Genomic DNA, 19,880 nt, shown 5'->3' on the forward strand with positions numbered 1-19,880 from the left:
GGGAAGGGCTGCTCTCGGTGACGCGGCGCGGTGCCGGTCACGAGGTCGTCACCACCACGTACCAGCGGTCGTCGATCCGTACGAGCTCGAAGAAGCCCTCGTCGAACGGCTGCGTGATCCCGGCGATCCGCTCGCCCGGGATCTCGACGTGCGTCCCCTTCGCTGGGACGTCCGGAACGGAAGCCTGTCGCAGCACCTGGATGACACCGGGGCGTAGACCCTCGGCGTATACGCGCATCGTCCTGACGCACTCGGTGAGCGCGTCGCCGTCGACCGGGACGCCGTCCTGCGCGGTGAGCCTGCACGCGTCCTCGTACTCGCGGTTGGCCATCGCCACGAGCATCCTCTCGAGGCTCTCGCCGGGCTCGTCGGCCGGACCTTGGCCCGCACCACCGACGAAACTGAGCGCGGCGATCGCTGACAGGGTGACCGACCACGTCACAAGCTTGGCGACCATCGAGCGGACCCTCCCCGAGCTCGGAATCTCCTACATCGTGGGGGGTCACTCGATCCTCACCCGAGACCGGGCGAGGCGCTACTCGAAGGGCCGGGCGGACCTCAACGCTCGACGACGAGGTCCGCGTACTCGGTGTGCTTCTGCACGTACGAGGCCACGTACGGGCACGTCGGGACGACCTTCAGGCCCTTGGCACGGGCGTCGTCGAGGGCCGCTCTCGCGATGATCGAGGCGAGCCCCTGCCCGCTCAGCTCTGGGCGCACCTCCGTATGGACGAGCTGCCTCACGCCGGCTCGGGGGTCCCGGTAAACGATCGTGCCGGCGAGCTCACCGTCGACCAGGAGGTCGTACCGCTGGTCCTCGGCGTTGTCGACGACCTCGATGCTGCGAGTGTCCTCAATCATGGCGTCCACCATACTGAGCGCCGTGGCGCTCCTGGAGGTACGAGGTCTGCGACGGCGGTATGCCGAGGTCGACGTCGTGAGCGGTCTCGACCTCGACGTCGACGCCGGGCAGGCGGTCGCGCTGGTCGGCAGCAACGGCAGCGGCAAGTCCACCGTGCTGCGGTGCGTGACCGGTGCCGACGCACCGACCGAGGGCACGGTCACGCTGGACGGCGCGCCGCTCGACGAGCGAGCGGCGCGGGTCCGCGCCGCGCTCGCGATCGTGATGGACGACCTCGACTACTTCCCCGACCTCAGCGTCGTCGAACACCTTGACCTGTTCGCACGGGCCCATCGCGTCAGCGATGCCGAGACGGTCGTCGACGACGTGCTGCGTGACGTCGGGTTGGTGGCGCAGGCGAGCCAGCTGCCCGGCTCCCTGTCCTCCGGTCAGCGTCGGCGGCTCGCCCTGGCCAGCGCGCTGGTACGGCCGCGCCGGCTGCTGATCCTCGACGAGCCCGAGCAGCGGCTCGACGTCGAGGGCGTCGCGTGGCTCGCAGAGCGCCTCCAGCGTGAGAAGGCCGCGGGCACCGCGATCCTCATGGCCAGCCACGAGCCGAGCCTCGTCGACGCCGTCGCCGACCGCGTGATCACTCTCGGGGCCCCGCGCTGAGCACTCACGAGCTCCGTGCACTGCGCGCCGAGATCCGCCACTGGAGACGAGGGCGCGCGTCCGTCCGGCTGGTCGACGCGCTTCAGGACGCCTACGTCGCCGTGTTCGCGACGATCATGCTCGGCGGGATGTTCGTCAACGCGGTCGTCCAGGTCGGTGGCGTCACCGATCAGCTCTGCGCCTCGGCGGCGTGCCGCGACGCCCGCAGCCTCGTGCCCTGGCTCGTCGCTGGCGGCTGCCTGGTCACGATTCTCGTCGTGGCCCGACTGTTCGGTCCGGTGTACGTGACGCCGGCCGACGGCTCGTGGCTCCTGTCGAGCCCGCTCGACCGCGCCTCGCTCCTGCGGCCACGGCTCACGCAGATCCTGCTTGCTGCCACCGTCGTGACGCTCGCGACGGTGGGTGTCGGCGTGGTGCTGGCCGGGACCGCCCTCACCTCCGCCGTCGCGTTCGCCGCCGCGACGTCCCTGCTCGCGACTGCGACCGCGGCAGCGGCCGCGTACGCCCAGGAGCAGGACCGACGCGCGCTGGCCACGGCGTCGCAGTGGGTGCTCGTCGTCGTGCTGTGGTGCGCAGTCCTGTCGATCGCCGTCGGCGAAGCTCCCCGGATGCCGCTGCCCGCGGCGGATCACCCGGCATCGGCGGTCGCCGTGGTCGTGGTGGCGGCCGCAGCCGTCCTCGCCGGTACGGCGGCCTGGCGGCGGCTGGGCCGGCTGCGTCACCGCGACGTCGTCACCGGCGGGGAGCTGACCCCCGGACTGTCGGGTGCACTCGCGACCCTCGACCTCGCCCTCGCGTACGACGTCGTCCTCTCGCACCGCTGGAAGGGGCGCGGCAGCGTACGCGCCCGCCGAGGTGGACCCGGCGGCGCGCTCGCGCTCGTGGGGAGCGACGTCCTGCGGCTGCGTCGCAGCCCGCAGCGGCTCGTGGTGCTGGCGGCGACGGCAGCGGTCCCGTACGCGGCGACCGCTGCCGGTGCGGGACGGTTCGTCGTGCTCGTGGCCGCGACTGCCGGATTCGTTGCGTGCCTGCCGCTGCTGAGCGGCCTGCGGGTGATGGCGCGCGGCCCCTCGCTCGCCCGCGCGATGCCATTCTCGAGCGCGGTCGCCCAGGCGGCGACGGCGGCGGTGCCGACGGTGGCGGCACTGGCGTACGGGATGGCGACGGCGGCGGCGATGCGCCAGGACGTCGCAGCGGACCGTGAGGCTGCGCTGCTGTGCGGGCTCGCAGTAGGCGTCGCCGTCGCGGCCTCGGGGGTGCGCTGGGTGACGCGACGTCCCCCCGACTACAGCAAGCCACTCATCGCGACACCGGCGGGCGCGATCCCGACGAACCTCTACGGGAGCGTGATCGCGGGGTTCGACGTGCTGCTGCTGACGACAACGCCGATGCTGCTCGCCCCGGACCTGCACGGCGCGTCGGTCTCGCTCGCGCTCGGCGCAGGCGTGTGGGCCTTCTTGGTCAGCCGTTCACCAGCGCGCTGAGCACCGAGGTGAAGAACGGGAGGCCGTCCGTCCCGGGGCCGCAGAGCTCTTCGACAGCGTGCTCGGGGTGCGGCATGAGACCGACGACGTTGCCGCGCTCGTTGGTGATGCCGGCGATGTCGCGCATCGAGCCGTTCGGGTTGTCGTCGAGGTAGCGGGCGACGACGCGCCCCTCCCCCTCGAGAAGGTCCAGGGTGAAGTCGTCGGCGACGAAGCCACCCTCGCCGTTCTTGAGCGGGATCACGATCTCGTCGCCCGCCTCGTACCCGCTGGTCCACGCAGTCGCGGCGTTGTCGATGCGCAGGCGCTGGTCACGGCAGACGAACTTGCGGTGGTCGTTGCGGATCAGTGCACCCGGGAGCAGGTGGGACTCGCACAGGATCTGGAAGCCGTTGCAGATGCCGAGGACGGGCATGCCGCCGTTCGCGGCGTCCACGACCTCGCTCATCACCGGGGCGAAGCGCGCGATCGCCCCGCAGCGCAGGTAGTCGCCGTACGAGAAGCCGCCCGGCAGCACGACCGCGTCGACCGACTTGAGGTCGTGGTCGCCGTGCCAGAGCGCGACTGGCTCGGCACCGGCGAGGCGTACGGCCCGCTGGGCGTCGATGTCGTCGAGCGACCCCGGGAAGGTGACGACGCCGACCCTCATGCGTCGAGCCCGGCCTCGGAGACGGGCTGCTCGATGCGGACCGCAAAGTCCTCGATGACAGGGTTGGAGAGCAGGGTCTCAGCGAGCGTACGGATCTCGGCGAGGCGCTCCTCGGTGATCTCGCCCTCGACCTCGAGCTCGAAGCGCTTGCCCTGGCGGACGTCGGCGACTCCGCCGAAGCCGAGCCGGTCGAGCGCGCCGTGGACGGCCTTGCCCTGGGGGTCGAGGATCTCCGGCTTGGGCATGACGTCGACGACGACACGAGCCACGGTGGCACTCCTTGGGAGGCGGGACGGGATTCCGGGCCAGTCTACCGGCCGCCGTCGCGTCCCCGATTCGGGCGGTTTCCCACCGAGCACCCCGGCGGGAAGGGTGGAGAAGTGCCCAAATCGGGGACGGGACGGGAGGGCGTCAGATCTCGCGCTTGAGGATCTTGCCGGTGGCCGTCATCGGGAGCTCGTCACGGAACTCGACGACGCGCGGGTACTTGTACGCCGCCATCTGCTCCTTGGCCCACGCGACCAGCTCCTCCTCGGTGGTCTCGTCACCGGCGTTCTTGATGACGACGGCCTTGACCTCCTCGCCGTGGCTGTCGTGGGGGACGCCGATGACCGCGACCAGCGACACCGCCGGGTGGGTCATCAGCACCTCCTCCAGCTCGCGCGGGTACACGTTGAAGCCGCCGCGGATGATCATGTCCTTGGCGCGGTCGACGATGTAGTAGAAGCCATCCTCGTCCTTGCGGGCAAGGTCGCCCGACCGGAACCAGCCGTCCTTGATGACCTCGGCGGTTGCCTCCGGGCGGTCGTAGTAGCCCTTCATGATGTTCGGGCCCTTGATCGCGATCTCGCCGATCTCGCCGAGCTCGGTGACCTCGGCCCAGTCCGGGTCGATGAGCTTCATCTCGACATCGGGGATCGGGGTGCCGATCGAGCCCGGACGCGGCTCCTCACCGGGCGGGGCGAAGCTGGCGACCGGCGAGGTCTCCGACAGGCCGTACCCCTCGCGGATGTCGATGCCGAAGCGCGACTTGAACTCCCTGATGATCTCGACCGGCAACGACGAACCGCCGGCGGCCGCGATTCGGAGGTTGTCGGCGATCTGTTGCGCCTCGATGCCGCTGCCCTCGAGCGCACCGAGCAGGGCCCAGTACATCGTGGGAACACCGGCGAAGAAGCTGACCTTCTCGCCCACGAGCAGCTGCAGCGCGGCGTTCGGCTCGAAGCGGGGCAGCATCACGATCGTGCCGCCGTACGCGAAGGCGCCGTTCTGGATCACCGTCTGGCCGAACGAGTGGAACAGCGGCAGCACGCACAGGTACGTGTCGGGGTGAGTGGCGTCCGCACCGAAGAGGCGGTCGCCGACGAGGGCGTTGCTCCGCATGTTCTCATGGGTCAGCTCGGCGCCCTTGGGCTGCCCGGTCGTCCCGCTGGTGTAGAGGATGACCGCGGTGTCGTCATCGGCCGTCTCGACCGAGTCGAACGTGAGGGGCTGGTTCGCGACGGCGGAGGCGAACGTCTCGGCACCCTCGATCGGCGATGGGGCCGTCGGGTCGATCGTGATGAGGAAGAAGTTGTCGCACTCGTCGGCGTCGTTGAAGCCCTTCCAGGCCTCCGCGCCGATCGGCAGGTCGGCGGTGCCCTCGAACGCGAAGAGGGCGCGTGCGTCGGAGTCGTCGAGGTAGTACGTGACCTCACGCGCCTTGTTGAGCACGTTCAGCGGAACGACGGTGGCACCGGTCTTGAGGATGCCGTAGTAGACGATCGAGAAGTACGGGACGTTCGGTGCCGCGAGAGCGACCTTGTCGCCGTGCCCGATCCCGCGGGACGCCAGCAGGTTGGCGACCTGGTTGGCGGCGCCGTCGACCTGCGCGTAGCTGAAGCGCTTGTCACCGAAGACGATCGCGGTCCGCTCGGGGTACTGGGCGGCAGAGTTCTCGAGGAAGGAAGCCAGGTTGCTCACCGCAGGTGCTCCTGTTCTGGGGGGGTCGGTCAGAGCGCACGGCTACTGACGAGTACGTTCGGCCCAAGAGTGACACGCGACACATGATGCACGTCACGCCGGGTCGGGCAGCCCGTCTCAGAACGTGGAACCGGTGAGCGTCTCGTACGCCTCCACGTAGCGCGCACGGGTCCGCTCGACGATCTCATCGGGCAGGCGCGGTGGAGGCGTGTCGGACGCGCGGTCCCACCCGGAGGCCGGGGACGTCAGCCAGTCGCGGACGAACTGCTTGTCGTACGAGGACTGCGGGTGGCCGGGCTCCCACTGGTCGGCGGGCCAGAAGCGTGACGAGTCGGGCGTGAGCAGCTCGTCGGCGAGCACGAGCGTGCCGTCGGGTCGCAGGCCGATCTCGATCTTGGTGTCGGCGACGATGATGCCGCGTTCGCGCGCGAGCGCCTCGCCACGCACGTACACCTCCAGCGTGAGGTCGCGCAGCTTCGCGGCCAGGCCCTCACCGACCAGGTCCACGACCTGCTCGTACGAGATGGGCTCGTCGTGGCCCCCGTACGCGGCCTTCGTGCTCGGCGTGAAGATCGGCTCGGGCAGCTGCGAGCCGTCGGTCAAGCCGTCCGGGAGCGCGATGCCGGAGACGACGCCCGTCGCGCGGTAGTCGGAGAGGCCGGAGCCGGTGAGGTAGCCACGGGCGATACACTCGACCTGCACCATGTCGAGCCGCTCGACCTCGATGCCGCGCCCGGCGACCACATCGGGGACGCCGGTCGACACCACGTGGTTGGGGGCGACGTCGCTCAGCTGGTCGAACCACCACAGCGACATGCGGGTGAGGATCTCCCCCTTGTCGGGGATCGGTGGGTCGAGCGCATGGTCGTACGCGGAGATCCGGTCGCTGGCGACCATCAGCAGGTTGCCGTCGGCCAGGTCGTACAGGTCGCGGACCTTGCCGGAGTAGACGTGGGTGGCTCCGGGGATGTCGTACGGCTCGCTCACGCGCTCAGCGTAGACGAGGCCGCAGACCGTCGAGCGCGGTGGCGACGACGCCGTCGGCGTACGCGTGGGTGAGCGGCCCGCTGCGTTGGAGCCAGCGACTGAACAGCGGGCTCCACACGAGGTCGACGACCACGTCCAGGTCGAGGTCGTCGCGCAGCTCGCCGGCGCGCTGGGCACTGCGCAGGCGCTCCTTCTTGAGCGCGCTCATCGGCTCGCCCAGGCGCTCGGCGTAGGTGGCGGCGAGGGCGGGATCGCGCGCGATCTCCAGCATCAGCGCCCGCATCGGGACGTCGTACCGCGGGTCGTTGAGCTCGTCGACGGTCGCACGCAGCACCAGGGCGAGGTCGGCCCGCAGGTCGCCGGTGTCGGGAAGCGCCGGGTCACCGTCGTCGCCCTCGCTGAGCATCAGGAACGCGTCGAAGAGCACCGCGCCCTTGGACGGCCACCAGCGATAGATCGTCTGCTTGCCGACGCCGGCTCGCGAGGCGATGCCCTCGATGCTCAGCCCGGAGTAGCCGACCTCCTGCACGAGGTCGAACGCGGCCGTGAGGATCGCGCGCCGCGAGGACTCGCTGCGGCGGGACGCGTGGGCGGTAGAGGTCGACTTCGGACGCTGGGTCGGCATGGGCTCCACCCTAGCAAGTGACTAGACGAGACGGTCCGTCTTGACGTGGCGACCGAACGCGCCTTAGAGTCAAGGAAGCGAGACGAACCGTCTCGCTTCACCCGACCGCAGGAGTACCGCTGCACACCTCACCGCACTCCCAGCTCGCCCTCCACGACGTCTCCAAGACCTACGACGAGCGCCGCGTGATCGACCGCGTCTCCCTGACGGTCAAGCCCGGCGAAAAGGTCGGCGTCGTCGGCGACAACGGCTCGGGCAAGTCCACACTGCTCCGCCTCCTCGCGGGCCACGAACACCCCGACGACGGCGAGGTCACCGTCCGCGCACCGGGCGGCATCGGCTACCTCGCTCAGGCGCTCGACCTCCCGCCGGAGGCCACCGTGCGGGACGCCGTCGACCTCGCACTCGCCGACCTACGCACTCTCGAGTCCGCGATGCACGCGCTCGAGGACGCCCTCACCCGCGAGCCGCCGGAGCGGTTCGCCTCCTCCTCCGTCGCCGCGACCTACGCCACCCTCACCGCACGGTACGAAGCGCGCGGCGGGTACGAGGCCGACGTCCGGGTGGGCATCGCGCTGCACGGGCTCGGCCTGCCCGACCTGGATCCGGCGCGGCCGCTCGGCACGCTGTCCGGAGGCGAGCGCGCGCGGCTGGCGCTGGCTGCGACCCTAGCCTCGCAGCCGGAGCTGCTCCTGCTCGACGAGCCGACCAACGACCTCGACGACGCGGCGATCGGCTGGCTGGAGGACCACCTGCTGCGCCACTCCGGGACGGTCGTGGTCGTCACCCACGACCGCGTGTTCCTCGAACGGCTCACCACGACCGTCCTCGAGATCGACGGCGGCCGGGTCGCGCGGTTCGGCAACGGGTACGACGGCTACCTCACGGCGAAGGCCGCCGAGCGCCGGCGACGCCTGCAGGAGTACGAGGCCTGGCGCGACGAGCTCGTCCGCAACGAGCGGCTCGCCGCCTCGAACGTCGCCCGGCTGGATGCGATCCCGCGCAAGCTGCCGCTGAGCGTGTTCGGACACAGCGGGTTCCGGACGCGCGGTCGCGGCCACGGCGCCATGGTCCGCATCCGCAACGCGAAGCAGCGTGCCGAGCGGCTGCGAGCGGCGCCGCTGGCTCCGCCGCCAGACCCGCTCACCCTCGCCGCGCGGATCGCGACCGGCGACGGCGGGTCGCACGAGCCGGCAGCCCGACTCGCCGACGTGCGGGTCGGCGAGCGGCTCGACGTGCCGTCGCTGGTGATCCCGGCCGGGGGCCGCGTGCTCGTGACCGGTCCCAACGGGGCCGGCAAGACCACGCTGGTCCGTGTCCTCGCCGGCGAGCTGCGCCCCGACGCCGGCAGCGTCCGGGTCCCGGGCACGGTCGGTCACCTTCGCCAGGACGAGGCGCCGTGGCCGCCGGGGACCACCGCGCTCCAGGCCTTCGCGTACGGGCGGCCGGGCCCTGCGGACGAGCACGCGGAGGCGCTGCTGTCGCTCGGGCTGTTCGAGCCGGGGGATCTGCAGAAACGCGTCGACGTGCTGTCGTACGGGCAGCGGCGCCGGATCGAGCTGGCCCGCCTGGTCAGTCAGCCCCTCGACCTGCTGCTGCTCGACGAGCCGACCAACCACCTGTCCCCCGCACTGGTGGAGGACCTGGAGGAGGCGCTGGCCGCGTACGAGGGCGCACTCGTGGTCGTCACGCACGACCGGCGGATGCGTTCGCGCTTCACCGGCTTGCACCTCGCGATGCGCGACGGACGGATCGACGACGGCCCGCCCAGGTGATTAGGCGTCCACGCACCCGTACAGCGCGCGCAGATATCCCGCGCCGCGGTGCGAGCCGAGCAGGCCGTTGCCCATCCTGTTCATCACGTAGGTCGCGGTCATCTGTCGGTCGAGGTCGTTGACGACGTATGACCCGCCCCAGCCGCCCCAGTGGCAGATCCGGCCCTCGGGGAGGTAGGGCTGAGTGACCGGGTCGACGAGCGCATAGCCGATCCCCCAGCGCAGCGGCGCGCCGAGCACGAGGTCTGGCCCGGACGCCTGCTCGTCGAAGATCAGCGCGATCGTCTCGTCAGAGAGGAACGTGCGTCCGCCCGCGACGCCGCCGTTGCTGACGGTCGACTGGATCGTCGCCAGCGAGCGGGCGTTGCCGTGGCCGTTCGCGCCGCCGATGTCGGCGCTGCGCCACTCGTCGGTGAGGACGACCGTCGCATGCAGCGGGGGCCCGCCGAGCGTACGGAGCGCCAGCGGGCCCGGCTCCACACCCGGCGGCATCTCGACACCCGTAGGCGCGATGATCGGGCTGACTCGGTCGTACGCGTCCGCTGGCAGGCCGATCGTGAAGTCGGCGCCGAGCGGGCCAGCGACCTCGGCGGCGACGAACTCCTTCAGGCTCTGGCCCGTCACGCGACGGACGACCTCACCGATCAGATGCCCGTAGTTGATCGCGTGATAGCCCGACGCCGTCCCCGGCTCCCACCACGGCTCCTGCGCCGCGAACCGCGCGGCAGCGCTCTCGGCGTCGAACAGGTCGTCGACCGTGCACGGCTGGTCCATCGCCGGGACGCCGGACATGTGCGCGAGCAGATGGCGCACCTCGACGTCAGCCTTGCCGTTGGCGGCGAACTCGGGCCAGTACGTGGCGACCTTCTCGTACACGTCGATCAACCCGCGGTCGTGCAGGACGAGGGCGGCCAGCGCGGTGACCGTCTTGGTGCACGACCAGACGTTGGTGACGGTGTCCTCGCTCCACGGCGTCGTCCGCTCGGCGTCGGCATGGCCTCCCCAGACGTCCACGACCGTACGGCCGTCCTGGACGACCGCAAGCGAGGCGCCCACCTCGTCGCCGACATCGAAGCGACGTGCGAGCTCGTCGATCAGCGGCTGGAAGCGGTCGTCGTACGTGCCGTGGATCTCGGCCATGGGGGCTCCTGAGGGACGAGGCTAAGCGTGCGCTTACCTTGCCAGCCCGCGGCGAGCGTGTCGAGGACCGGCGGTGTGCCCGCTCAGCACGATCACCGCCACGAACGGGGTCAGCCCGGCGCACAGCAGCAGCATCGACCCGGTCGGCCCGAACGCGTCACCGAGCACGAGGGACAGACCCTGCGAGGCGACGAGGTTGCCGCCGGCGTGCAGCATCGCGCCGGGCCACACCGAGCCGGTCTCGGACCACAGCCATCCGATGACGAACTCGAGCAGGATGCTCAGGGGCACCCACAAGACCATGGCCCACACGGCGTCGGCAGGGGTGGTGGTCCCGCCGAGGTAGCCGACCCAGGGCAGCGGCCAGTGCCACACGCCCCACACCAGTCCCGTGAGGAAGGTGGTCGCGACGGGCCGCCCCGGGACGAGACGATCTCGGAGATAGGCGGTCCAGCCGTACTCCTCACCCCAGAAGAGAGGCGCCGCAAGCAGGCACACCAGCGGACCTGCTGCCAGGTAGGCCCATGACGTCGCGCTCAGGTCGACCGACGCCGGCGACCATCCGGCGAGCATCGCGACGGCGACGGCCGCGAGCACCACACCCCACGGCATCGTGATCGCGATCAGGACGTGCCGCCACGACGTGCGTAGGTGCAGACGGAGCCCGGAGTCAGCGAAGCCTTGACGGGTTACCCACTGCCGGACCACGCACGCCGCGATCGCCGGCACGAACGCGGCGGTCGCGAGCTGGATCACCGGATCATCCATCGAACCGCCGGCCAGATGGACCACCAGCCAGGGCACCCACGCACCCAGGAAGGCCAACGCGAGGAACCACCGCACTCCACGGTGACGGACGTGATCGGGCTCGGGCAGCACTGGCGTACGGGGGACGTTCATGTCTCCAGTTCATCGCGGCGGTGGCACGAAATCCCTACCCCGTGGGCCCGTCCAGGGGTAGCGCAGACGCCACCTCGGCGCGCGCTCGAGCGGTGGTCGAGATCAGCCGGCGCCGGAGAGCAGTGCACCCGCGCGCTGCAGGTGCTCGACAAGCGCCGGTGGCTCGACCTGCTCGTACGGGGCACCGACCGAGGCGAGGGCGAACACCACCCAGTCGAAGGTGTCCACGCTCATCGTCACGCAGCACCGCTCGTCGCCGTCGGCCTCGACCGTCCCCCACCAGCGGACGACCCGTGCGACCTTGTCCGCCGGCGCGTGGACGAGGAACGACACGTCGGTCGTCGGTCGCAGCGCGGCGATCTTCTCGTTGACGAACGTCGCCGCGTCCGGCGCGGGCAGCTCGCGCTGACGGAACCGCACGCCGGTGGCTCGCGGCTCGGACATCCGGTCGACGCGGAACGTACGCCAGTCGCTGCGCCCGAGGTCGTAGGCCACGAGGTACCAGCGGCGACCGAGCGAGACAAGCCGGTGGGGCTCGACCGTACGACGGGTCCGCTCGCCGTCGGCGCGATGGTAGACGAGCTCGAGGCGCTCGTCGTCGCGACAGGTCTGGGCGAGCACCGACAGCAGCACCGCGTCGACCGACGGGCCGTACATCGGGCCTCGGTCGGTGTAGTCCTGCAGCGCCTTCACCCGGCGACGCAGCCGCGGCGGCATCACCTGGACGATCTTGCTCAGCGCGCGGACGGCGGCGTCGTCGAACGCGCTCGCCCCCGTGCCGGCCGACGACTGCAGTCCGACCGCGATGGCGACCGCCTCGTCGTCCGCGACCAGCAGCGGAGGCAGCGACGCGCCGGCCTGGAGCTGGTAGCCACCGGCCGCCCCTCGCGTCGCGTCCACGGGGTAGCCGAGCCCGCGCAGCCGATCGACGTCGCGGCGCAGCGTGCGCTCGCTGACGTCGAGCTTGTCGGCCAGCACGGGGCCCGTCCAGTAGCGGTGGGTCTGCAGCAGAGACAGCAGCCGCAGCATGCGTTCACTCGATCCGGCCATGTTTCTCAGCCTAGGGCACCAATCAGGACAGAACCTGTCCGGAAGCTACGAGACAGTAAGGCCATGGACACGATGATCGAGACACAGGGACTCACCAAGGAGTTCCGTTCCGGCAAGAAGACCGTCACCGCGGTCAAGGACCTCGACCTCCACATCGCGGCGGGTGAGATGGTCGCGCTGCTCGGGCCGAACGGCGCGGGCAAGTCGACCACGCTGCGCATGCTCACGACGCTGCTCGCCCCGACCTCAGGGTCCGCCCGCGTCGCCGGGTTCGACGTGACGAGCGACCAGCACGCCGTCCGTCGGGCGATCGGCTACATCGGCCAGGGCAACAGCGCCGGCCACGCGCAGCGCGTGATCGACGAGCTCGTCGTCAGCGGGCGGGCGTACGGACTGTCGCGCGCCGAGACACGGACCCGCGCCGACGAGATGCTCGAGTCGCTCGGGCTCACCGACCAGGCGACGCAGAAGGTCATGACGCTCTCGGGCGGGCAACGGCGCCGGCTCGACATCGCGATGGGCCTCATCCACTCGCCGGGGCTGCTCTTCCTCGACGAGCCGTCGACCGGGCTCGACCCGCAGAACCGCGCGAACCTCCAGCAGCACGTCGTGGACCTGCGACACAAGCACGGGGCGACCGTCGTGCTCACGACCCACTACCTCGAAGAGGCCGACAGCCTCGCCGAGCGCATCGTGGTCATCGACGACGGGAAGGTCGTCGCCGACGACTCCCCCGCGGCCCTCAAGTCGCGCCACGCGGGCGACCGCATCGCGATGACGTTCGAGAGCCGCGACGCGGCAGCGCGTGCCGCACGGCGGGCGATCGCCGCGCACCCGGCCGCACAGGTCGCGCACGACGGCACCGCGGTCGATGTCCAGGCCACCGGAGGCGCCGGGCTCGTGAGCGGGCTTGTCACCGACCTCGCTGCGTCAGGCATCGCGCCGTCGACGATCGAGGTGGCGCGCCCGACGCTCGACGACGTCTTCCTCGCGCTCACGGGCCGCAGCCTGCGCGAGGGCCGCACGGACCTTCGCACCGACCTGACCACCGACATCACCGAGGAGGTGGCGGCATGACCGCCCTCGACACCCCCACCCGTACGGCCACAGCACCGGCGCCGACGAGCCGACCGACCAGCCAGCTCCACAACATCGGGCTCGTCTTCGGCCGCGAGCTGCGGCCCGTCGTCCGAGACCCGTTCTCGGTCGTCTTCGGGATCATCCAGCCCTTGTTCTTCCTCGGACTGTTCACGCCGCTGCTCGTCGCGTCGTCGGGTCAGTCGACGGCCGACACACTGCAGTGGTTCGTGCCGGGCGTGATCGTGATGCTGTCGTTGTTCGGCACGTCCACGACCGGGGCCAACCTACAGTTCGAGATGCAGACCGGCTCGCACGAGCGCACGCTCGTCAGCCCGCTCTCGCGCTCGTCGCTGATGATCGGGCGCGCGCTGAAGGAGATCGTCCCGACGATCGTGCAGGCGCTGGTCATCGTCGGCGTCGCGGTGCCGTTCGGCTTCCGTCCCGACGTCGCCGGGCTGGTCGTCGGTCTCGCGGTGCTGTCGGTGTTCTGCGTCGGGCTCGGCGCGCTGTCATATGCGCTGGCGCTTGCCGTGAAGGAGAACCAGTGGGCGTTCTGGGGTGTGCAGCAGACCCTGCTGTTCCCGCTGATGCTGCTCGCCGGGATCCTCCTGCCGCTCCAGGGGGCTCCGGGATGGCTCGAGGTGGCCTCGAAGATCAACCCGCTGACCTACGTCGTCGACGCCGAGCGCGCCCTGATCGCAGGCACCTGGGACGGCGACGCGGTCGCCGGTGCGGTCGCCGCCGCGATCACCTGCGTCGTCGGGCTCGTCATCGGGGCGAAGGCGATGCGCGCCAGCAGCTGACGCGCGACCCTGCAGGACGACGAGGCATTCCGACCAGATATCGGTCGGAGTGCCTCGACGTCCGTGCGGGTGCTGTCAGAGAATGGAGCCGGGAGAGTACGCCGCAGCCTCCGGGTGCTGCTCGACCACTGCGGCGACCTTCGCGACGACCGCGCCGACCTGCGCGACCGCGGCGCCGGTGAACGTCAGCGGCTCGGCGACCAGGGTCCCGAGGTCGGACTCGGTCAGCCCGAGGCGCGGGTCGGCACCGAGGCGCGCGAACAGCTCGTTCTCGGTCGACCCCTTCTCGCGCATCTCCAGCGCGACGGCGACCGCGTGCTCCTTGATCGCCTCGTGCGCCTCCTCGCGTCCGACGCCGTGGCGGACCGCCGCCATCAGCATCTTGGTGGTCGCGAGGAACGGCAGGTAGCGGTCGAGCTCGCGCGCGATCACCGCGGGGAACGCACCGAACTCGTCGAGCACCGTCAGGAACGTCTCGAACAGCCCGTCGGTCGCGTAGAACGCATCCGGCAGCGCGACCCGCCGGACGACGGAGTCCGAGACGTCGCCCTCGTTCCACTGGTCGCCGGCGAGCTCGGAGACCATCGACAGGTGGCCGCGCAGCACGACCGCGAGCCCGTTGACCCGCTCGGACGAGCGCGAGTTCATCTTGTGCGGCATCGCGGACGAGCCGACCTGACCCGGCTTGAAGCCTTCCGTGACCAGCTCGTTGCCGGCCATGAGCCGGATCGTGGTCGCCAGGTTCGAGGGGGCGCTGACGAGCTGGACGAGCGCGCTCACCACGTCGAAGTCGAGCGAGCGGGGATAGACCTGGCCCACCGAAGTGAGCACGTTCTCGAAGCCGACGTGCCCCGCGACCCGCTGCTCGAGCGTCGCGAGCGCGTCTCGGTCTCCGCCCAGCAGGTCGAGCTGGTCCTGCGCGGTGCCGACGGGGCCCTTGATGCCGCGCAGCGGGTAGCGCGCGATCAGTTCCTCGACGCGGGCGTACGCCACCAGCATCTCGTCGGCGACCGTGGCGAACCGCTTGCCGACGGTCGTCGTCTGGGCCGCGACGTTGTGGCTGCGGCCGGTGAGCACCTGGGCCTCGAACTCCGCCGCGCGCTCGGCCAGCCGGGCCAGCACCGCGACGGCACGGTCGCGCACGAGGAGGAGGGACGACCGGATCTGCAGCTGCTCGACGTTCTCGGTGAGGTCGCGCGAGGTCATGCCCTTGTGGATGTGCTCGTGGCCGGCGAGGGCATTGAACTCCTCGATCCGCGCCTTCACGTCGTGACGCGTCACGCGCTCACGGGCGGCGATCGAGTCGAGGTCGACCTGGTCGACGACGCCCTCGTACGCCTCGATCACGCCGTCGGGTGTCTCGATGCCAAGGTCACGCTGAGCCTCGAGGACGGCGATCCACAGGCGGCGTTCGAGCACGATCTTGTGCTCGGGCGACCAGATGCGGACCATCTCGGGCGAGGCGTAGCGGAGCGCGAGCACGTTCGGAGTCGTCACGCGCCCCATTGTCCCAGGTGCCCCGTACGAGAACCGATCCAGCGTGGCGCCGCGAGACGGTCACCGCTTTCCCTTGCGCAGGTGGAGAACGCTCGCGATAGGTTTCGTCGTCATGGAAAGTGACTCTGAGGTCCGCGACCAGCTCCGGGACCTCGAGCGCGCAGAACCTGCGTCCTACACCGACGCTCCGCCGACTCCCCGGTGGCGCCTCCCCACAACCGCGCTCGCGTCCGCTGCCCTCGCGGCTCTCGCGAAGCTGACGTACGGCAACGACCCGTACCGCATCTGGGCCGCCGCCAGCAACGTCGGGTTGTCGGTATTGGTCGGCGTCTACCTGGGCTGGTACCAGCGCTACCACGAGGCGCCGCCCTCGCTGCGCGGCAAGAAGCCGTTCGAGATCCGGAGCGTCGGGCGTAGCTATCTCGTGGGGGCTGCGGTCGCGCTCGCGGTCAACGCGGCCACGGTCGCCGTCGCCCCGTGGTGGTTGTGCGCAGCGGTCGGGTTCGTCACCGTGGGGGCCGGACTGTGGTGGTACGAGCGCGCGTACGCCCGGGCAGCAGCGGCGGCGAAGGAGCGTCTCGGTTGACCCTCGCCGACCTCGACCCGGTGATCCACGCGCCGAAGCGGCTGGCCGCGATGGCCGTGCTGACCTCCTCTGACCACGTGACGTTCCGGTTCCTCCTGGCCACCTCGGCCTCACGGAGTCGGACCTGTCGAAGCAGATGTCTGCGCTCGATGCCGCTGGCTACGTGAAGGTGCACAAGAGCGGACGCGGACGCGGGTCAGGCACGTCCTACTCGCTCACCGCGACCGGCCGGGCGGCCTACCGCCGCTACCGCACGGCGCTCAAGGAGCTCCTCGGCGACTGAGCCGCTCCTACACCGGTTCGGCGAGCAGGACGGGGATCTCGCGGTCGGTGCGGCGCCGGTACTCCGCGTACGGCGGAAACGCCTCGACCGCCCGCTTCCACCACTCCTGGCGCTCGTCACCGTGGAGCTCGCGGACGCGCATGGCACGCTTCTCCGTCCCGTCCTGCAGGTCGATCTCGGGATGCAGGGTGAGCGCGTGGTACCACGCCGGGTGCTGTGGCGCCCCGCCCTTGGACGCGACCAAGGCGTAGGAGCCGTCGTGCTCGACCCGCATCACGGCCGTCTTGTGGACCTTGTGCGAACGACGACTGTGGAACGTCATGACGACGATCGGCTTGTCGAGAGGCGTGCCGGTCGGGACACCCGTCGTCTCCATCTCCTCCACGTGCTTGCGCACGCGTGCCGACGGGCTCGGTTCGTACTCTCCGGTGACTGACATCTGCCCAGTCAAGCACCGGTAACGGGCTCCAGCACGAGGACAGGGATCTCGCGAGTCGTCTTCTTCTGATAGCCGGCGTACGGAGGAAAGGCCTCGACGGCCCGCTCCCACCACAGTGCCTTCTCGTCACCGTGCACCTCGCGCGCGACGAAGTCCGCAGGCTCGGGCCCGTCCTGGAGCATCACGTGCGGGTCGGCGACGACGCTCGCGTACCACTGCGGGTGCTGCGGGGCACCGCCCAGCGACGCGACGATCGCATAGACGCCGTCGTGCTCGACCCGCATCACCGGCGTCTTGCGCACCTTGCCCGTGGTGCGACCGCGATAGGTGACGATGACGACGGGCTTGCCCACGATCGTGCGGTGCGTACGCCCGCCGGACGCCTCGTACCCCTCGACCTGGTCACGCGACATCTTCCACGCGCTCGGGACGTACTCTCCAGTGATCGGCATGTCCGCCAGTGTGCACCCGCCCTCGCGCGTCGCGCGAGGGCTTAGACGGCAGCCGCCTTCGCGGCGATGTCGCGACGCGAGAACCCGCCGTCGATGTGGATCAGGTCCACGGCCTCGTACGCCCGGCGGCGCGCGTCGGCGAGATCGTCCCCGCGTGCCGTCACGGTCAGCACCCGGCCACCGGCGGTGACGAGGTTGCCGTCGGCGTCGCGCGCGGTGCCGGCGTGGATGACGTCGACGCCCTCGAGCGCGTCGGCGGCCTCGACCCCGGTGATGACGTCGCCCTTGCGCGGCGACGCCGGGTAGTCCTCGGCGGCGATGACCACCGTGACCGCAGCCCCGTCGCGCCAGCGCGGTGACGGGACCTGCGCGAGCGTGCCGTCGGCGGCGCCGGCGAGGAGCGCGCCGAGCGGCGACTCGAGCAGCGCCATCAGCGCTTGCGTCTCTGGATCACCGAAGCGCGCGTTGAACTCGACGACCCGCAGGCCACGGCTCGTCAGCGCCAGACCCGCGTAGAGCAGGCCCGTGAACGGGCGACCGCTCTTCGCCATCTCGTCCACCGTCGGCTGGAGGACGCGGCGGGTGACCTCGTCGACGAGGTCGCCAGGCGCCCACGGGAGCGGTGTGTAGGCGCCCATGCCACCGGTGTTCGGGCCGGCGTCGTCGTCGTACGCGCGCTTGAAGTCCTGGGCCGGCTGGAGCGGGACGACGGTCGCGCCGTCCGTCTCGCTCCAGCTGCACAGCGCGAAGAGCGAGACCTCGGGCCCGTCGAGGTACTCCTCGATCACGACCCGCTCGCACTGGGCGGCGTGGTCGACGGCGGCCTCGCGGTCGTCGGTCACCACGACGCCCTTGCCGGCGGCCAGCCCGTCGTCCTTCACGACGTACGGAGGTCCAAAGGCGTCGAGCGCGGCGGCAACCTCGTCGGCCGTCTCGCACACGTGGGCCATCGCGGTCGGCACCTCGGCAGCCGCCATGACCTGCTTGGCGAACGCCTTGGACCCCTCGAGCCGCGCGGCCTCGCCGGACGGTCCGAACACGGCGATCCCGCGCTCACGGACGGCGTCGGCGACACCCGCGACCAGCGGAGCCTCGGGCCCGACGACGACCAGGTCGACGCCGAGCGACGCGGCGAGGTCGGCCACCGCAGCACCGTCGAGTGCGTCGACAGAGTGCAGGGTCGCGACCTGCTCGATGCCGGGATTGCCGGGCGCGGCATGCACCTCGGTGACGGACGGATCGCGGGAGAGCGCGAGCGCGAGCGCGTGCTCACGGCCGCCGGTGCCGATGACGAGGGTCTTCACGGGCGACCAGCCTAGTGGTGGCGTCTTCGCGCCAGCGCATCGCAATCCGCCAGTGCGAGTGTTACATTCTCGATGAGACCTGGCTCACATCCTCGCCAGAAGGAGACCGCGCATGTCGCTGACCACCGACGAGCAGCAGTCGCGCATCGCCGCCCAGCGCGAGGAGTCCGGCCAGCGGCTCCTGAGGTCGTCCGCCGCGCTGTCGTACGACCCCGTCGTCGACCTCGACTGGGACGCCCCGCTGCTCGACGACGCGTTCTTCGCGCCGCCGCACCGGATCACCCTGTACGGGACCGACCTGTGGGACTCGATGTCGCGCGCCCAGCGCATCGACCTGTCGCGCCTCGAGCTCGCGAGCATCGCCTCGATGGGCATCTGGTTCGAGACGCTGCTGATGCAGATGATGGTGCGGCGCCTCTACGACAACGACCCTCGTACGGCCCACGTCCAGTACGGGTTCACCGAGATCGGCGACGAGTGCCGCCACTCGGTGATGTTCGGCAAGCTCCTCTCGAAGCTCGACGCGCCGTACTACCGGCCGGTGCGCTTCATGCACGAGGGCGGCCGCTTCCTCAAGGCCACGTCCAACGGCGCCACCTGCTTCGCCGCCGCGCTGTTCGTCGAGGAGGTGCTCGACCAGATGCAGCGCGAGGCGTTTGCCGACGAGTCGCTGCAGCCGCTCGTGCGCGGGGTCTCGCACGTCCATGTCGTCGAAGAAGCGCGGCACATGCGGTTCGCGCGCGAGGAGGCGGCCCTCGAGTACGAAGGTCAGGGCCGTGTCACCCGCGAGTGGTCCAAGCTCGCGATCGCCACGTCGGCGTTCCTCGCCTCGCGTGGCCTGGTCCACCCCCACGTCTATCGCGATGCCGGACTCGACATGCGGACGGCGGTGCGCGTGGCCCGCACCAACCCGTACGCGCGAGCGACCCGCACCTGGGCGGCCCGACGCGTACGCGCGACGCTGGAGGAGATCGGCATGATCACCGGCCCGAGCCGCCTGCTGTGGAAGCGCGCAGGCCTGCTCGACGCGGTTCCGGAGACGGCGTGAGCGACGCGGAGGAGCAGGACGAGGCCACGTACGTCGGGACGCTCGAGCTGGTCGCGGGAGACGAGGTCGTCGCCGCACGGGGGACGTTGTCCGGCGTGATGCAGCCGATCGACGGCGCGTACCACTGGACCGGGCGACTCGAGCCCGCCGACGCGCTCACCGCGCTCGCCACCAAGGTCGGGCGCAAGCCGATCGGCGTACGGGCGCCCGGCGGCACCGAGGTGACCGCACGGCTCGGAGAGCGCAACCCGTGGGGCGGCTACCGCGCAGCGGGACCGGAGCGCCGCCCGTCCCGCTGACGCG

Annotated in this window: 23 protein-coding genes; 9 read left to right on the forward strand and 14 right to left on the reverse strand. The window is 70.9% G+C overall.

The window, feature by feature from the left end; all coding sequences use genetic code 11:
- Positions 1 to 37 precede the first annotated feature (37 nt).
- Positions 38 to 457, reverse strand: a complete 420-nt coding sequence (locus tag HCT63_RS14995) for a hypothetical protein (RefSeq protein WP_167006413.1) — start codon at positions 455 to 457, stop codon at positions 38 to 40.
- A 101-nt stretch (positions 458 to 558) separates the two neighbouring features.
- The gene (locus tag HCT63_RS15000) at positions 559 to 861 is read right to left on the reverse strand and encodes a GNAT family N-acetyltransferase (RefSeq protein ID WP_167006416.1); all 303 of its coding nucleotides are present in this window, start codon (positions 859 to 861) and stop codon (positions 559 to 561) included.
- Between HCT63_RS15000 and HCT63_RS15005 the strand changes: the two genes are divergently transcribed.
- Together HCT63_RS15005 and HCT63_RS15010 are read left to right on the forward strand one after the other, a co-directional pair.
- A complete protein-coding gene (locus tag HCT63_RS15005) occupies positions 860 to 1,513 on the forward strand; it encodes an ABC transporter ATP-binding protein (RefSeq protein ID WP_167006419.1) in 654 nt (217 codons plus the stop codon). The genes HCT63_RS15000 and HCT63_RS15005 overlap by 2 nt on opposite strands.
- A gap of 101 nt (positions 1,514 to 1,614) precedes the next feature.
- Entirely contained in the window at positions 1,615 to 2,997 is a 1,383-nt protein-coding gene (locus HCT63_RS15010; RefSeq protein ID WP_167006422.1) for a DUF6297 family protein, read from the forward strand.
- Here HCT63_RS15010 and purQ read toward each other — a convergent pair.
- The 5 genes from purQ to HCT63_RS15035 all read right to left on the reverse strand — a co-directional run bounded on the left by purQ (position 2,975) and on the right by HCT63_RS15035 (position 7,220).
- The gene (purQ, locus tag HCT63_RS15015) at positions 2,975 to 3,646 is read right to left on the reverse strand and encodes a phosphoribosylformylglycinamidine synthase subunit PurQ (protein ID WP_167006424.1); all 672 of its coding nucleotides are present in this window, start codon (positions 3,644 to 3,646) and stop codon (positions 2,975 to 2,977) included. The two genes, HCT63_RS15010 and purQ, sit on opposite strands and share 23 nt — an antisense overlap.
- The gene (gene purS / locus HCT63_RS15020) at positions 3,643 to 3,915 is read right to left on the reverse strand and encodes a phosphoribosylformylglycinamidine synthase subunit PurS (protein ID WP_167006427.1); all 273 of its coding nucleotides are present in this window, start codon (positions 3,913 to 3,915) and stop codon (positions 3,643 to 3,645) included. The genes purQ and purS overlap by 4 nt, the downstream gene beginning before the upstream one ends.
- Before the next feature lie 142 nt (positions 3,916 to 4,057).
- Complete coding sequence (locus HCT63_RS15025) at positions 4,058 to 5,608, reverse strand: long-chain fatty acid--CoA ligase (protein ID WP_167006430.1); 1,551 nt, start codon at positions 5,606 to 5,608, stop codon at positions 4,058 to 4,060.
- 117 nt (positions 5,609 to 5,725) lie between these two features.
- The gene (locus HCT63_RS15030; RefSeq protein ID WP_167006433.1) at positions 5,726 to 6,595 is read right to left on the reverse strand and encodes a phosphoribosylaminoimidazolesuccinocarboxamide synthase; all 870 of its coding nucleotides are present in this window, start codon (positions 6,593 to 6,595) and stop codon (positions 5,726 to 5,728) included.
- A gap of 4 nt (positions 6,596 to 6,599) precedes the next feature.
- Positions 6,600 to 7,220 carry a TetR/AcrR family transcriptional regulator gene (locus HCT63_RS15035; RefSeq protein WP_167006436.1) on the reverse strand — a complete coding sequence of 207 codons (621 nt, stop codon included), beginning with the start codon at positions 7,218 to 7,220 and terminating at the stop codon, positions 6,600 to 6,602.
- Positions 7,221 to 7,339: 119 nt separating this feature from the next.
- On the opposite strand from HCT63_RS15035, the gene HCT63_RS15040 reads away from it, so the two are divergent.
- Complete coding sequence (locus tag HCT63_RS15040; RefSeq protein WP_167007210.1) at positions 7,340 to 8,995, forward strand: TlrC/CarA/OleB/SrmB family ABC-F type ribosomal protection protein; 1,656 nt, start codon at positions 7,340 to 7,342, stop codon at positions 8,993 to 8,995.
- On the opposite strand, the gene HCT63_RS15045 is transcribed toward HCT63_RS15040, so the two are convergent.
- The 3 genes from HCT63_RS15045 to HCT63_RS15055 form a co-directional block, all read right to left on the reverse strand.
- Positions 8,996 to 10,135: a serine hydrolase domain-containing protein gene (locus tag HCT63_RS15045; RefSeq protein ID WP_167006439.1), complete on the reverse strand. Its 1,140-nt coding sequence runs from the start codon at positions 10,133 to 10,135 to the stop codon at positions 8,996 to 8,998.
- Positions 10,136 to 10,168: 33 nt separating this feature from the next.
- Positions 10,169 to 11,035 (reverse strand): CPBP family intramembrane glutamic endopeptidase, encoded by an 867-nt coding sequence (locus HCT63_RS15050; RefSeq protein ID WP_167006441.1) that lies wholly within the window; start codon positions 11,033 to 11,035, stop codon positions 10,169 to 10,171.
- Positions 11,036 to 11,137: 102 nt separating this feature from the next.
- On the reverse strand, positions 11,138 to 12,085 hold the full coding sequence (locus HCT63_RS15055) for a YafY family protein (RefSeq protein WP_208322452.1): 948 nt from the start codon (positions 12,083 to 12,085) through the stop codon (positions 11,138 to 11,140).
- A 63-nt stretch (positions 12,086 to 12,148) separates the two neighbouring features.
- On the opposite strand from HCT63_RS15055, the gene HCT63_RS15060 reads away from it, so the two are divergent.
- Both HCT63_RS15060 and HCT63_RS15065 read left to right on the forward strand, forming a co-directional pair.
- Positions 12,149 to 13,162 carry an ABC transporter ATP-binding protein gene (locus HCT63_RS15060; RefSeq protein ID WP_347877944.1) on the forward strand — a complete coding sequence of 338 codons (1,014 nt, stop codon included), beginning with the start codon at positions 12,149 to 12,151 and terminating at the stop codon, positions 13,160 to 13,162.
- Positions 13,159 to 13,968 (forward strand): ABC transporter permease, encoded by an 810-nt coding sequence (locus HCT63_RS15065; RefSeq protein WP_167006444.1) that lies wholly within the window; start codon positions 13,159 to 13,161, stop codon positions 13,966 to 13,968. The genes HCT63_RS15060 and HCT63_RS15065 overlap by 4 nt, the downstream gene beginning before the upstream one ends.
- Before the next feature lie 75 nt (positions 13,969 to 14,043).
- On the opposite strand, the gene purB is transcribed toward HCT63_RS15065, so the two are convergent.
- Positions 14,044 to 15,465, reverse strand: a complete 1,422-nt coding sequence (gene purB, locus HCT63_RS15070) for an adenylosuccinate lyase (RefSeq protein ID WP_167006447.1) — start codon at positions 15,463 to 15,465, stop codon at positions 14,044 to 14,046.
- 112 nt (positions 15,466 to 15,577) lie between these two features.
- On the opposite strand from purB, the gene HCT63_RS15075 reads away from it, so the two are divergent.
- Both HCT63_RS15075 and HCT63_RS20525 read left to right on the forward strand, forming a co-directional pair.
- On the forward strand, positions 15,578 to 16,051 hold the full coding sequence (locus HCT63_RS15075) for a hypothetical protein (protein WP_167006450.1): 474 nt from the start codon (positions 15,578 to 15,580) through the stop codon (positions 16,049 to 16,051).
- 136 nt (positions 16,052 to 16,187) lie between these two features.
- Positions 16,188 to 16,334 carry a transcriptional regulator gene (locus HCT63_RS20525; RefSeq protein ID WP_243843054.1) on the forward strand — a complete coding sequence of 49 codons (147 nt, stop codon included), beginning with the start codon at positions 16,188 to 16,190 and terminating at the stop codon, positions 16,332 to 16,334.
- Between the two features lie 7 nt (positions 16,335 to 16,341).
- Here HCT63_RS20525 and HCT63_RS15085 read toward each other — a convergent pair whose 3' ends face one another.
- From HCT63_RS15085 to purD, 3 genes are read right to left on the reverse strand one after another with little or no spacing between them, the layout of a single operon-like run.
- Positions 16,342 to 16,773, reverse strand: coding sequence for a nitroreductase family deazaflavin-dependent oxidoreductase (locus HCT63_RS15085; protein ID WP_167006453.1), 432 nt, complete (start codon positions 16,771 to 16,773; stop codon positions 16,342 to 16,344).
- 8 nt (positions 16,774 to 16,781) lie between these two features.
- A complete protein-coding gene (locus HCT63_RS15090; protein ID WP_167006456.1) occupies positions 16,782 to 17,225 on the reverse strand; it encodes a nitroreductase family deazaflavin-dependent oxidoreductase in 444 nt (147 codons plus the stop codon).
- 41 nt (positions 17,226 to 17,266) lie between these two features.
- Complete coding sequence (gene purD, locus HCT63_RS15095) at positions 17,267 to 18,529, reverse strand: phosphoribosylamine--glycine ligase (protein ID WP_167006459.1); 1,263 nt, start codon at positions 18,527 to 18,529, stop codon at positions 17,267 to 17,269.
- A 112-nt stretch (positions 18,530 to 18,641) separates the two neighbouring features.
- Between purD and HCT63_RS15100 the strand changes: the two genes are divergently transcribed.
- Together HCT63_RS15100 and HCT63_RS15105 are read left to right on the forward strand one after the other, a co-directional pair.
- Positions 18,642 to 19,577, forward strand: a complete 936-nt coding sequence (locus tag HCT63_RS15100; RefSeq protein WP_167006462.1) for a diiron oxygenase — start codon at positions 18,642 to 18,644, stop codon at positions 19,575 to 19,577.
- Positions 19,574 to 19,876 (forward strand): DUF4873 domain-containing protein, encoded by a 303-nt coding sequence (locus HCT63_RS15105; RefSeq protein WP_167006464.1) that lies wholly within the window; start codon positions 19,574 to 19,576, stop codon positions 19,874 to 19,876. The genes HCT63_RS15100 and HCT63_RS15105 overlap by 4 nt, the downstream gene beginning before the upstream one ends.
- Positions 19,877 to 19,880: the final 4 nt, after the last annotated feature.

The sequence above is a fragment of the Mumia sp. ZJ430 genome (assembly GCF_011751845.1).
In the GTDB taxonomy this organism is placed as follows: Bacteria; Actinomycetota; Actinomycetes; order Propionibacteriales; family Nocardioidaceae; genus Mumia.

Bases quoted from the DNA above. Each gene is read 5' to 3' on its own strand.
- HCT63_RS15045 (WP_167006439.1), bottom strand. From the start codon at position 10,135: ATGGCCGAGATCCACGGCACGTACGACGACCGCTTCCAGCCGCTGATC.
- HCT63_RS15100 (WP_167006462.1), top strand. From the start codon at position 18,642: ATGTCGCTGACCACCGACGAGCAGCAGTCGCGCATCGCCGCCCAGCGC.
- HCT63_RS14995 (WP_167006413.1), bottom strand. From the start codon at position 457: ATGGTCGCCAAGCTTGTGACGTGGTCGGTCACCCTGTCAGCGATCGCC.
- HCT63_RS15055 (WP_208322452.1), bottom strand. From the start codon at position 12,085: ATGGCCGGATCGAGTGAACGCATGCTGCGGCTGCTGTCTCTGCTGCAG.
- HCT63_RS15075 (WP_167006450.1), top strand. From the start codon at position 15,578: ATGGAAAGTGACTCTGAGGTCCGCGACCAGCTCCGGGACCTCGAGCGC.
- HCT63_RS15050 (WP_167006441.1), bottom strand. From the start codon at position 11,035: ATGAACGTCCCCCGTACGCCAGTGCTGCCCGAGCCCGATCACGTCCGT.
- purQ (WP_167006424.1), bottom strand. From the start codon at position 3,646: ATGAGGGTCGGCGTCGTCACCTTCCCGGGGTCGCTCGACGACATCGAC.
- HCT63_RS15035 (WP_167006436.1), bottom strand. From the start codon at position 7,220: ATGCCGACCCAGCGTCCGAAGTCGACCTCTACCGCCCACGCGTCCCGC.
- HCT63_RS15060 (WP_347877944.1), top strand. From the start codon at position 12,149: ATGGACACGATGATCGAGACACAGGGACTCACCAAGGAGTTCCGTTCC.
- HCT63_RS15005 (WP_167006419.1), top strand. From the start codon at position 860: ATGGCGTCCACCATACTGAGCGCCGTGGCGCTCCTGGAGGTACGAGGT.
- HCT63_RS15065 (WP_167006444.1), top strand. From the start codon at position 13,159: ATGACCGCCCTCGACACCCCCACCCGTACGGCCACAGCACCGGCGCCG.
- HCT63_RS15090 (WP_167006456.1), bottom strand. From the start codon at position 17,225: ATGCCGATCACTGGAGAGTACGTCCCGAGCGCGTGGAAGATGTCGCGT.
- HCT63_RS15000 (WP_167006416.1), bottom strand. From the start codon at position 861: ATGATTGAGGACACTCGCAGCATCGAGGTCGTCGACAACGCCGAGGAC.
- HCT63_RS20525 (WP_243843054.1), top strand. From the start codon at position 16,188: ATGTCTGCGCTCGATGCCGCTGGCTACGTGAAGGTGCACAAGAGCGGA.
- HCT63_RS15085 (WP_167006453.1), bottom strand. From the start codon at position 16,773: ATGTCAGTCACCGGAGAGTACGAACCGAGCCCGTCGGCACGCGTGCGC.